Annotated in this window: 8 protein-coding genes; 3 read left to right on the top strand and 5 right to left on the bottom strand. The window is 72.7% G+C overall.

The features are described from left to right. Window positions 1-44: 44 nt before the first annotated feature. Window positions 45-491, top strand: coding sequence for a MarR family winged helix-turn-helix transcriptional regulator (locus OHA86_RS23920; protein WP_329182528.1), 447 nt, complete (start codon window positions 45-47; stop codon window positions 489-491). 217 nt (window positions 492-708) lie between these two features. Here the strand turns inward: OHA86_RS23920 and OHA86_RS23915 are convergent, their stop codons facing one another. From OHA86_RS23915 to OHA86_RS23895, 5 genes are all read right to left on the bottom strand, one after another. Beyond that, window positions 709-1,506, bottom strand: a complete 798-nt coding sequence (locus tag OHA86_RS23915) for an SDR family NAD(P)-dependent oxidoreductase (RefSeq protein WP_329178354.1) — start codon at window positions 1,504-1,506, stop codon at window positions 709-711. Between the two features lie 4 nt (window positions 1,507-1,510). Next, window positions 1,511-2,686 carry a serine hydrolase domain-containing protein gene (locus OHA86_RS23910; protein ID WP_329178352.1) on the bottom strand — a complete coding sequence of 392 codons (1,176 nt, stop codon included), beginning with the start codon at window positions 2,684-2,686 and terminating at the stop codon, window positions 1,511-1,513. A gap of 227 nt (window positions 2,687-2,913) precedes the next feature. Beyond that, window positions 2,914-4,704 (bottom strand): glycoside hydrolase family 6 protein, encoded by a 1,791-nt coding sequence (locus tag OHA86_RS23905; protein WP_329178351.1) that lies wholly within the window; start codon window positions 4,702-4,704, stop codon window positions 2,914-2,916. A gap of 795 nt (window positions 4,705-5,499) precedes the next feature. Then, window positions 5,500-7,194, bottom strand: a complete 1,695-nt coding sequence (locus tag OHA86_RS23900; protein ID WP_329178350.1) for an FAD-binding dehydrogenase — start codon at window positions 7,192-7,194, stop codon at window positions 5,500-5,502. A gap of 133 nt (window positions 7,195-7,327) precedes the next feature. Next, window positions 7,328-7,822, bottom strand: coding sequence for a GNAT family N-acetyltransferase (locus OHA86_RS23895; RefSeq protein ID WP_329178348.1), 495 nt, complete (start codon window positions 7,820-7,822; stop codon window positions 7,328-7,330). Between the two features lie 176 nt (window positions 7,823-7,998). Between OHA86_RS23895 and OHA86_RS23890 the strand changes: the two genes are divergently transcribed. Beyond that, the gene (locus tag OHA86_RS23890) at window positions 7,999-11,709 is read left to right on the top strand and encodes a S41 family peptidase (protein WP_443071863.1); all 3,711 of its coding nucleotides are present in this window, start codon (window positions 7,999-8,001) and stop codon (window positions 11,707-11,709) included. A gap of 57 nt (window positions 11,710-11,766) precedes the next feature. After that, complete coding sequence (locus OHA86_RS23885; RefSeq protein ID WP_329178346.1) at window positions 11,767-12,510, top strand: endonuclease V; 744 nt, start codon at window positions 11,767-11,769, stop codon at window positions 12,508-12,510. Window positions 12,511-12,526: the final 16 nt, after the last annotated feature.

The raw sequence follows: 12,526 nt of genomic DNA, 5'->3' as shown, positions 1-12,526 counted from the left end.
TCTCCCGTACCCTGGCCCGCATGGGGAAGGCCGTGGGTGAGCGGATGAGTGTCGTCACCGCGCTGGTGCGAGCGTCGTTCCTGGTCAACGCGGTGTATGCGGAGACGGCCAGGGAGTACGGACTGACCGCCCAGCAGGGGCAGTTGCTGTGTGTGCTGATGCCGCAGCCGTACGGAATGGGCGAGCTGGGCGAGATGCTGAGGCTCGCGAAGTCCAGCCTGACGGGACTGGTCGACCGGACCGCGCAGCGCGGCCTGGTGCGGCGCGAGCCGGATCCCGAGGACCGGCGGGCGGTACGGGTCGCCCTCACCGCGGGCGGCGCCGACCTGGCGGACGCCTTCTACGCCGAGGCCTGCCGCCGGATCGAACAGCTGCCCTCGGGCCTGGCGGACGCCGACCGGGACAACCTGGCAGGACTGCTGGGCCTGGTCGTGACCGACAACGAGGTGCCGGTGGTCTTCATGGACGCGGACGAGCCGCCGCGCCGCTGACACCCGGTCCGGCCTGGCCGCGGCTTTACCCGGCGCTCGACGCCGGCGTACGTTCCGACGACGGCCGCAGCGGTTCGGCTCATGGTTTCACCCCACGATGCGATATGGCATTGTCATTCGTACTGCGAATTCGTACTGCGAACTATAATAGTTCGTAGTACGAACGGCAAACGTACAAACGGACCACACGTGGTCGGGACAGGGCGCCGTCCCGGCGCTACGCCTCGCCGGCGGCCTCGACCGCGTCCGCGAACCCGGGGTTGCTGAGCAGGATCCCGCCGTCCACCGGCAGCGTCACCCCGGTGATCCAGGCCGCGTCGGAGGACGCGAGGAAGGTGACGGCGCCCGCGATGTCCGCGGGTTCGCCGATCCGGCCGAGCGGATAGAGCGGACCGGCCGCGTCCAGGACGGACTCCTTGCCCTCCCAGGCCGGGGTGCGGATCGTGCCCGGGGCGACGAGGTTGACCCGGACACCGCTGGGCGCGGCGTGCACGGCCAGCGTGCGGGTCAGCGACATCAGGCCCGCCTTGGCCGCGCTGTAGGAGTGGTTGCCGAAGTAGGAGATGCCGTTGACCGAGCCGATGTTGACCACCGCGCCCCGCCGGCCGGGCGCGGCGGCGAGGTGGGGCAGCGCGGCCCGGGTGCAGCGCATCGCGCCGACGAGGCTGACGTCGAGGTCGAGCCGCCACTCCTCGTCGTCCTCGTCGGCGAAGTCGGGCCGGTGGTCGCCGCACCGGTAGGCGTTGTTGACCAGCACGTCGAGCGTCCCGAAGGCGGCCACCGCCCGCGCCACCGCCGCGTCCACCGACGTACGGTCGGCGACGTCGCAGCCGCAGGCCTCGGCCCGGCCGCCCGCCGCACGGATCGAGGCGGCCGTCCGCTCGGCCCCCTCCTCGTCGATGTCGGCGATCAGCACCCCGGCGCCCTCGGCGGCGAACCGCCGCGCTGTGGCCTCCCCGATACCGCGCGCCGATCCCGTGACGATCACACCGAAATCCTCGAAACGTCCTCGCATCGGGTCAGCGTATGCACTCCCTGAGTGCCCTGACCAGGGCCTGGGCACGGGGGTCCGCGGTGACATTGGGCTGCATGCCGTTGGTGACGTAGCCGAACCCGATGGCCGTACCGGGGTCGGCGAAGGCCAGGCTGCCGCCCCGGCCCGGGTGTCCGAACGACCCGGGGGCCAGCAGCGGCGAGGCCGGACCGTGCAGCATGTAGCCCAGCCCGAAGCGGGTGTTGACCACCAGCACCTGGTCGGGCCCGTCCGACTCCGGCGTCCTGGCCGCGGTCAGCGTGGCGGGCGCGAACAGCCGCGGCCCGTCCGCCACCTCGCCGACCAGCGCCGCGTAGAAGCGCGCGAGCGACCGCGCGGTGGCGATCCCGCCGGACGCCGCCAACTCCCCGGCCCGGTAAGCCGGGTCGTTCTCGTCCGGCAGCGGGGTGATCGCGGCGAAGGCCCGCCGGGTGAGCGAGCCGGGGTCGGCGTAGGCGTCCTGGACGGCCTGCTTGGCCCGGGTGCGCAGCCCGCCGGACACCGAGGGCTCGGGGACCTCGACGGCACCGATCCTGCCGACCTGGCCCACCCGCTCGGCGGGCAGGCCTATCCACAGGTCAAGGCCGAGCGGCCGGGTGATCTCCTCGGCCACGAAGCGGCCGATCGTACGGCCCGAGGCGCGCAGCACCAGCTCACCGGCCAGCCAGCTGAAGGTCTGCGCGTGATAGCCGTGCGCCCCGCCCGGCGGGAACTGCGGCTGCTGCGCGGCCACCGCCCGCGGCCCCGAGACCCCGTCGAGCGCCTGCTCCGGGGTGAGCGGCACGTCGAGCGCGGGTACGCCCGCCCGGTGCGCGAGCACCTCGCGTACGGTCACCCGCTCCTTGCCCCGCGCCTTGAACTCCGGCCAGTACGTGCCCACCGGTGCGTCCAGGTCCAACTGCCCGCGCTGGTGGAGCAGCAGCAGACAGGTCGCGGCCACCCCCTTCGTCGCGGACCGCACCGTCTGCGCGGTGTCCTCGCGCCACGGGCCGCCGCCGTCCGGCGCCGTCGTACCGCCCCACAGGTCGACGACCTTCCGCCCGTGCCGGTAGACCGCGAGCGCCGCGCCACGGTCACCGCGCCGCGCGAAATTCCCCGCGAAAGCGGCGCGGACCGGCTCGTACTCCGGCTCCACCGTCCCGTGCACCTCGGTGGCGTCCATGAACCGCCCCCCTCCCCTCCACCCCCGCCCCTGCGCTCTGTCCCCTCCATGGTGCACGACGGGTGTGACAGCCGGGCAGCGGCGTCCGGTCCGGGCGCGCACGGCGCTCGCATGCGGCCCGGCGGACCGCGGGCATGCGGCGGGCCCGTTACGGGACCGCGGTCCGGGTCGATGTGACCCAGGCGCGGCCCCGAACGGGCCCGGTGGGGGGATCCGCTATCCAGGTGCTACGAAAGCGGCGGGTATGCGTTGGCGATCAGCTGGTGGAACTGGGCCGAGAACCAGTGGCCCGCCAGCGGGGAGTTGGGCAGTGCGCCCGTCGGGTTGTTGCCGTTGCGCGCGTTGCCGCCGTAGGTCGGGTCGCACATCTGGTCGAAGCCCTTGCCCTCATCGTTGCTGATGGCCTGGCTCGCACCGTCCGACTCGCCCGGAGGCTTGACCCACACGTAGGCGTCGATACCCGAAGCGGGGGCGGCCGTCGGGCGGGCGCCGATACCGGCACCGGACTGGTTGCACCAGTTGCCGGCGTGGATCCGCTTGTCCAGACGTCCACCGTTCACGTACGTGTCCACGCTGGTCGTCGCGCCGGGACCGGTGGGACGGGCGGTGCCGCCCCAGCCGTTGCGGCCGGTGTCGATCAGCATGCCGATGTTGGACTGGAAGCCGACCGAGACCAGTTCATTGCGCAGGCCCTGCGCGTAGGACTGCTCGTCGACGTAGTTGTTCCAGTCGATCCACTTGGACTGCCGCACCGAGGTGCCGTTGACGGAGTCCGTGATCTTGACGTAGGGCTCGGTCGTGGCACTGTAGTTCGCCGTGTTGGCGATGAAGCCCTGCACGTCGGCCACGGTGGCGCCGTTGGTGGTGGCGGCCTTCAGGAACTCCTGCGCGGCGGGGACGAAGTTGCTGTCCCAGCCCAGCCAGGCGTGGTGACCCACGTCGATGTAGTTGTAGGTGTTGCCGATCGCGCCCAGCTTCGCCAGCGCGTAACCGACACCCTTCTCGTAGTTGCCGTTCGCCTTCATCGTCGCGCACGCGTCGGTGGAACCGGCGGTACCGCCCGCGTTGGTGACCAGGTTGGGCAGCGAGTCGGGCTCGATGATGTTGACAATCCGCAGACCCGCGTAGGCGGCGTTGCCTTCGAGAGCGGCGATCGGGTTGATGTAGTCGGTCTGGTAGCGGCCGATCTCGGTCGCGCCCAGCTCACCGTTGGAGGCGAGCGCCGCGCAGTCCCGGCCGGGCAGGTCGTAGATGACCAGCTCGATGGTCAGCGGCTGACCCGCGGCCTGCGTCACCGCGGAGTCCAGGTGCGCCTTGAGGCCCATCGCGCCGTTGGCGCCGTTGATCGCGGCGATCCGGTCCAGCCACACCGCGGTCGACTGCTTGGCGATCGCCTGGCCGCCGTCCCCGGCGGCCAGCGCGGACCACTCGGGGTTGACGTAGCCCTTGGCCCCGACGTACGGGTTGTCCACCCGCTGGCCGGCCGGCGGCGGGCTTGTCGGCGGAGTGGTGGGCGGCGTGGTCGGAGGCGTCGTCGGCGGAGTGGTCGGCGGCGTCGTGGGAGGCGTGGTCGGCGGCGTGGTGCCACCGCCGCCGCCACCGCACGCGACACCGTTCAGGGTGAACGCCGTCGGCGTGGTGTTGGTGCCGCTGTACGACCCGTTGAAGCCGAAGGTCGCCGTCCCGCCGGTCGCCACAGCGCCGTTGTACGACAGGCTGGCCGCGTTGACGGCCTTGCCCGTCTGGGTGACGGTGGCGTTCCAGGACTGGGTGATCTGCTGGTTGCCGGCGAAGCTCCAGCCGAGGTTCCAGCTGGTCAGCGCCGGGCCGGTGTTGGTGACGGTCACCTGCGTGGTGAAGCCGGTGTCCCACTGGCTCACGCTGTAGTTGACCGAGCAGCCGGCTGTGGCCGCCGAGGCGGTCGAGGTGCTGAGCGCGGCGGCCACGCCGCCGGACGCGACGACCATCAGACCTGCGGCCAGTGCCGCGGTTCTGCGTCGGACTATCGGGACTGCCATGTGCGAACAACCTCCATTGGGGGGATGGGCCTTCGAAAGGGCTTCGAGAGGTCATGGGAGGTGGTGCGGTGGTTCATTGATCGGTTACACGCTCTTAACGTGGGAGCGCTCCCATAGTGCGGAGCCGTCCTGCTCCTGTCAATGCTTGAAACACGACAAGGCGCTCCGCGCCGGGGTGAGTTGGGCTTCGCGTCCGCCGTCTGCGCTGGTCACGCCGCTACGGCGGACGCGCAAGCCCGCGGCCAACCTCCGGCTCCCGCCGCCGCGCCGCGCCCCGGCTTCGCGCCCCGAAGACCCCGCCCCGGCCGGCCGGACGCCCGGGGCGCCGTGGGCGCCCACGCGCCGACACGCCGCCGCAAGGGGGCGGGCTCCCGCGCGCCACGCGGGCCCGAGCCGGGAGCCGGGCCGGGACGGCGCGGCAGCCGCGCACCCGCCGCAAGGGCGCCCCTTGCGGCGGCGCGGGGAACTGCGCGCCCGATCACAGTGACGGGGAGGTGACACAGCACTCGGCCAGGGGGCGCGCCCGGCCACGACGGGGAGGTGACCGGCCACCGCAAGCAGCACACGCCCAAGGACGCGCGTACCCGGCCACCACGCACCGCAAGTGCGAAGGCTGCCGCAGGGGCACTCACCCAGCAGCACGGAGAACTGCGTGCCCGGCCACGACGACGGGGAGATGACCGGCCGCCGCAGCAGCACTCACCCTGGGGCGCGCGTACCGGCCACCACGCACCGCGAAAGCGAAGGCTGCCGCAAGGGGCACCCCGGGGGGATCCGACAAGTCCCCGGCCGCGGCTACGCGGTGGCCGCCGCCGCAGCCCTCCCCGCCCTCCGCCCGGAGAATATGCACCCGCCCAGGAACGTCCCCTCCAGCGAGCGGTACCCGTGCATCCCGCCGCCGCCGAAGCCCGCCGCCTCGCCCGCCGCGTAGAGCCCGCCCAGCGGCTCGCCGCGTCCGGCGCCGGAGTCCGTCCCGGCGGCGGTCGCGCCGGGCGGCGCGAGGACCCGCCCGTCAAGGTCCGTCTCCAGCCCGCCCAAGGACTTCCGGGTCAGAATGTTCAGCCGCACGGCGATCAGCGGCCCGGCCTTCGGGTCGAGCAGCCGATGCGGCGACGCCGTACGGATCAGCTTGTCGCCGAGATAGTTCCGCGCCCCGCGAATCGCCGTGACCTGGAGATCCTTCGTGTACGTATTCGCGATCTCCCGGTCCCGCGCCTCGATTTCGCGCCGCAGCGCGCTCTCGTCGACCAGTCCCTCACCCGTGAGCGCGTTCATGCCCTTCACAAGGGCGCCGAGTTCGCGCTCCACGACGAAGTCGACCCCGTTGCGTTTGAACGCCTCGACGGGTCCGGGCGCGCCCGGCAACGCGCGCTTGAGGACTTCGCGCACACTGCGCCCGGTGAGGTCGGGATTCTGCTCGGAGCCAGAAAGCGCGAACTCCTTCTCAATGATCTTCTGCGTGAGGACGAACCAGGTGTATTCGTGCCCGGTGCGCATGATGTGTTCGAGCGTGCCGAGGGTGTCGAATCCGGGGAAAAGGGGTACGGGCAGCCGCTTTCCCGTCGCGTCGAGCCACAGCGAGGAAGGGCCGGGCAGAATACGGATTCCGTGCCTGGCCCAGATCGGATTCCAGTTCTCGATGCCCTCGGTGTAGTGCCACATACGGTCGCCGTTGATGCCGGACGCGCCCGCCGATTGCGCGACGCCCAGCATCAAGCCGTCGACATGCGCGGGAACTCCGGAGAGCAGTTTCTTCGGCGGTGTTCCGAGCCGCTCGGGCCATGCCGCGCGCACCAGGTCGTGATTGCCGCCGATACCTCCGCTTGTGACGATGACGGCCTGCGCCTTGAGGGCGAACAAGCCCGCGACCTCCCGCGAACTGGCCGTGCCCCGCGCCGCGCCGCTGGCCGCCAGCACCTCACCGGTCACGCCGTCGACGGCGCCGCCGCTCGTGCTCAGCCCGGTCACCCGGTGCCGGAACCGCAGTTCCACCCGCCCCCGGGCGACCGCTTCCCTGACCCGCCGTTCGAACGGCTCGACGACGCCGGGACCCGTGCCCCAGGTGATGTGGAAGCGCGGCACCGAATTGCCGGGGCCGGTCGCCAGGAAGCCGCCGCGCTCCGCCCAGCCGACCACGGGGAAGAGCCGCAGCCCCTGCTCGCGCAGCCAGGCCCGCTTCTCGCCGGACGCGAAGTCGACGTAGGCCTCGGCCCATTGCCGCGGCCAGTGGTCCTCGGGGCGGTCGAAACCGGCGGTTCCCAGCCAGTCCTGGAGCGCCAGCTCCGTGCTGTCCTTGATGCGCATCCTGCGCTGCTCGGGTGAGTCCACGAAGAACAGCCCGCCGAAGGACCAGAACGCCTGCCCGCCGAGCGACGCCTCCGGTTCCTGGTCGACCAGGATCACCTTCCGCCCGGCATCCGCCAGCTCGGCGGTGGCCACCAGCCCCGCGAGACCCGCACCCACCACGACGACGTCCGCGTCCAGCGCCATCCGCCCGCCTCCTGCTCCACGCGCCCATTGCCACCGACCTACTCAGTGGTAATGCACGTTACGCGAGCCACCCCCGCCAGGTCAGTGCCCCTGCATCACCCCTTGTACGACCCTGCGCCTTCGCACCACCGGCTCATCCGACGATCAGCTGCCATCTCATCTCACCGTCGTGCCATTCGTCCGTGGCGGTGAGCCCGGCCGACGCGGCCACTGCGGCGGACGCCAGGTGGTCGGGGTGAATGTGCGCGATCACCGTCGTCACCCCCTGTCCGGCGAGCCACCCGATCAGCCCCCGTGCGGCCTCGGTCGCGATCCCCTGCCCTTGCCACGGCGTTCCGATCACCCATGCGATCTCCGCCTGCGGGCCGACGACCGTCGCCTGGACCGTGCCGGTCAGACAATCCGCTGAACGCAGCCGCACCACCCAGTTGCACCACGACACCCCGGACTCCCCCGACCCGGCGACCAGCCGCTCGTAGCGCGCCCGCAGGCCCTGTTCACTCGCCGGCGCGCCCCCGATGAAGTCGTGCAACCGCGGATCACCCAGCACCCGGGCCATTTCCTCGGCATATTGCGCCGCCAATGGCGCCAGCGTCAGCCGCCGCGTCCTGATGGCCTCGGCTTCCATTTCTCCCCGCACCCCTGCCTCCCGGCCCGCTGGTCCGCCGGTATCCGTCCCGGCCTCCACGGGACCGTACGCCCCGCCCGCCGTCGCCCTCGACCGGCCCGGCGGCCGACGAGGTGCGGCAGGCCGCGAGGGCGCACCGGGGTGAAAAGTTGCTGGCAGTGCGGGTGGCCCGAACCATGGGTGGGGTGAGCGACGGCGCGTACCTACGGTTTCCGCACCTGCACGGCGACATGCTCTGCTTCGCCGCGGAGGACGACATCTGGGTGGCCCCGCTGGGGCCGCCGGGCGGCTCGCCCGGGCGCGCGTGGCGGGTGACGGCGGACCGTACCCGGGTGGGACCGCCGCGGCTGTCACCCGATGGGGCGACGATCGCGTTCACGACCTGGCGGAGCCTGGACCCCGAGGTGTATCTGGTGCCGTCCGACGGCGGCACCTCGCGCCGGCTGACGTACTGGGGCAGTTCCGACACCAGGGTGTGCTCATGGACGCCGGACGGCAGCGTCCTGGCGGTGTCCTCGCACGGGCAGGCGTTCTCCTACTTCACCTGGGCGCACAGTGTGCCCGTCGCATGCGGCCCGGGCGGGCCGCTGCCATGGGGGCCGGTGTCGGACATCGCCGTGCACGACGAGGACGACGGCGGCACGGACGGGGGCGGCGAGCGCCGGACCCTGCTGCTGACGGGGACACCGCCGCACGAGCCGCACGCCTGGAAGCGCTACCGCGGCGGCGCGACCGGGCGGCTGTGGCTGCACGGCGAGCGCCTGGTGCCGGACATCGACGGGCACCTTGCGTCGCCGATGTTCGTGGCCGGCCGGATCGCCTTCCTGTCCGACCACGAGGGCGTCGGCAATCTCTACTCCTGCCTGCCCGACGGCACCGACCTGCGCCGCCACACCGACCACGCCGACTTCTACGCCCGGAATGCCGCCACCGACGGCGAGCGCGTCGTCTACCAGTGCGCGGGCGACCTGTGGCTGGTGGAGGACCTGGTCGCGCCCGGCGCCCTTCCGCGCCGCCTCGACATGCGCCTCGGCGGCGCCCGCAGCGGCCGCCGCCCCTACCAGGTGCCGGCCGCCTCGAATGTCGACGGCCTGGCCATCGACAGCACCGGCCGCGCCAGCGCCGTGTGCGTGCGCGGCAGCCTGTACTGGCTCACCCACCGCGACGGCCCGGCCCGCACCATCGCCGACGCCGCCGGCGCCCGCGTCCGGCTGCCGGAGATGCTGGGCGACACCGGCCTGGTCGGCTACGTCACCGACGCCGAGGGCGAGGACGGCATCGAACTGGCCCCGCTGCCGGGCCGCGCCTCCCGCGCCCTCAGCCGCGGCCCGGAGTCGGCCGCCGACGTGACCGATGTGACCGTCGCCATGGAAGCCGCCCTGGACATCGCCGAACCCTCCGCCGCCCCGGAGGACGCGTCGGCGGACACGTCGCCAGTGGGCGCCGCGCGATCGCGTACGGCGGAGGGCGATGATCGTATTCCGCCGGGCGATCGTCGTACGAATGCGGGCGATGATCGTATTCCGGGGGGCGATGGTCGTACGGTCAGAACCGGCTCCACCCGCGTGGCCTATGTCGACGGCGTCATCAGCCCCGGAACCGGGGGCGGCGCCGACACCGGTCCGCCGCCCGGCGACACCTCCGACGCCGTCACCCGCCTGGCCGTCGGCCGGCTCGGCCGCGTCCTGCAACTGGTGTCGTCGCCGGACGGCGGCACCCTGGCGGTCGCCTCGCACGACGGCCGCCTGCTCCTGGTGACCACCGGCGTGGCCGATATGACCGCGGACGGCGGCGCGTCCGGCTACGACGACACCGAGACCGACGTCAACACCGGCGGGCAGCAGCCACCCGGCACGGTGAACGAGCTGATCCGCTCCACCAACGGCCCGGTCCGCGACCTCGCGTTCTCCCCCGACTCGGCGTGGCTGACCTGGTCGCACCCCGGCGTCGGCCGCTCCTTGCGCTCGGTCAAGATCGCCCGACTGTCCGACCACACGATCATCGATGTCACCAACGGCCGCTTCGAGGACGAACAGCCGGTCTTCACCCGTGACGGCCGCTACCTGGCGTTCCTGTCCTGGCGCGGTTTCGACCCGGTGTACGACGTCCATACCGGCGACCTGTCGTTCCCGCTGGGCTGCCGCCCGTATCTCGTACCGCTCAATTCGGCGACGCCGTCGCCCTTCGCGCTGCCCGTCGACGGCGGCCCGGTCGGCAGCGCCAGCGGCAGCGGCCTGGACCCGGGCGAGAGCGGCGGCGACAGCGACGGCCCGGTCGTGGTCGAGGCGGAGGGCCTGCCCAGCCGGGTGACGCCCTTCCCCGTACCGGCGTCGAAGTACTCGTCGCTCGAACCGGTGCAGGGCGGCCTGGTCTGGCTGCGCTGGCCGATCTCCGGCGCCCTGGGCGAGACCTTCGTCAACCCCACCGACCCATCCGCCCGTCCCACCCTGGAGTTCTTCAGCCTCGGCAAGTGCAAGAAGACCGAACTGGTCCACCACATGGACTGGTACGCCGTCAGCGGCGACGGCCGCCGCCTCGCGGTCTACGACCAGGGCGAGCTCGCTGTGCTGCCCGCCAACGAGCGCGGCGACGACGACACCACGGTCTATGTCGACATGCGCCGGATCCTGCACGAGGTCGACCCGGGCGCCGAGTGGCAGCAGGCCTATGCCGAGGCGGGCCGCCTGACCCGCGACTACTTCTGGGCGCCCGACATGTGCGGCGTGGACTGGCCGGCCGTTCTCGACCAGTACCGCCCGCTGGTGGACCGGGTCGCCACGCCGGACGAGTTCGCCGACCTGCTCCGCGAGGTGCTCGGCGAACTGGGCACGTCGCACGCCTACGTCGCCGCCGCCCGCCGCAATGAGGGACCGCCGCACTACCAGCGCCCCATCGGCCTGCTCGGCGCCGACTTCCAGCACAACAAGGACGGCACCTGGACGGTGATCCGCATCCTGCCGGGCGAGTCGTCCGACTCCAAGGCCCGCTCCCCGCTGGCGGGCACCGGCATCCGCGAGGGCGCCGTCCTCACCCACGTCGACGGCCGCCCCGTGGACCCGCAGTCGGGCCCCTTCCCGCTGCTCGCGGGCGCCGGCGGCACCACCGTGGAGCTGACCTTCAAGCCGCCCGGCGGTCGCGGCGCGCCCCGCCGCGTCGCCGTCGTGCCGCTCATCGACGACCGCCCGCTGCGTTACCAGCACTGGGTCGCCAAACGCCGCAAGGTCGTCCGCCGGCTCAGCGGCGGCCGGTGCGGTTATCTGCACATCCCGGACCTGGGGGGCTCCGGATGGGCGCAGTTCAACCGCGACCTGCGCAAGGAGGTCGCCTACGACGCCCTGCTGGTGGATGTCCGCGGCAATGCGGGGGGCAACATCAGCGAACTGGTCATCGAGAAGCTCACCCGCACCGTGCTCGGCTGGGACCTCACCCGCAACGCCCAGCCCGTCTCGTACGCCGGCAACGCCCCCCGCGGCCCTGTGGTCGCCATTGCGGACGAGGCCACCTCCTCCGACGGCGACATGATTACCGCGGCTTTCAAACTCCTCGGCCTCGGCCCGGTGGTGGGCCTGCGCACCTGGGGCGGCGTGGTCGGCATGACCGGCCGCCACCGCCTGGGCGACGGCACCGTCATCACCGTGCCCATGAACGCCGCCTGGTTCGACGCCTACGGCTGGTCGGTGGAGAACCGGGGCGTGGCCCCCGACATCGAATGCCTCCGCACCCCGCTGGACTGGGCGGAGGGCCGCCACGGCCAGCTCGACGTCGCCGTACGCACCGCCCTGGCCCTGCTCTCCCAGCACCCCGCCGCCACTCCTCCCGACCTCACGGACCGTCCCGACCGCGCCCGCCCGCCGCTTCCCCCGCGCCCGCCCGCGACGCCGCCCTGACGCCTGCGGGACGCCCCGGCTGGCCGTACGCGCCGCGGACGTGGCAGCCTCCCCGCAATGGACACTCACAGCAGCGGTGGTGCGCGGGCGGTTTGGCCGCAGACCGTGGACGAGGCTCTGGCCGAGCAGGAGCGGATACGCGCTCTGGCGGATCTGACGTCGCCGGGACCGGCACCTGGCGACGTCCGGCTGGTGGCGGGCGTGGACGTCTCGTACGCCAGCGAGGGCACCGCCCTCGTCGCCGCCGCCGTGGTCCTGGACGCGGCGACGCTGGAGCCGGTGGAGGCGGCGGTGGCCGAGGGGACGGTGGCGTTCCCTTACGTGCCGGGGCTGCTGGCGTTCCGCGAACTGCCCTCGGTCATGGCGGCGCTGGAGAAGCTGACGCACACCCCGGACCTGCTGGTGTGCGACGGCTACGGCGTCGCCCATCCGCGCCGGGCGGGGTTGGCGGTGCATCTGGGAGTGCTGACCGGGTTGCCGTGCTTCGGCGTGGCAAAGACGCCGTTCGTTTTCGGCCACCATGATGTCGGCGAAGAGCGCGGCGCCGGGGCGCCGTTGACGGCGGACGACGGCGAGGTCGTGGGGCGGGCGGTGCGGACACAGCCGGGCGTCAAGCCGGTGTTCGTGTCGGTGGGCCACGCGATCGGCCTGGACCACGCGTGCGCCCATACCCTGCGACTCGCCCCCCGATACCGCCTCCCGGAAACGACCCGCCGGGCCGATCACCTCAGCCGCGAGCGTTTGCGCGCGATGACTCCGCGAACTGGAGAAGGGGCGCCCCGAGGGGCACCCCTTCCCTAGGTCACGGTATTCGCGT

The organism is Streptomyces sp. NBC_01477 (assembly GCF_036227245.1).
GTDB lineage: Bacteria > Actinomycetota > Actinomycetes > Streptomycetales > Streptomycetaceae > Actinacidiphila.
Note: the sequence above shows the minus strand (reverse complement) of the source record. Positions and strands in the feature narration are given on the sequence as shown.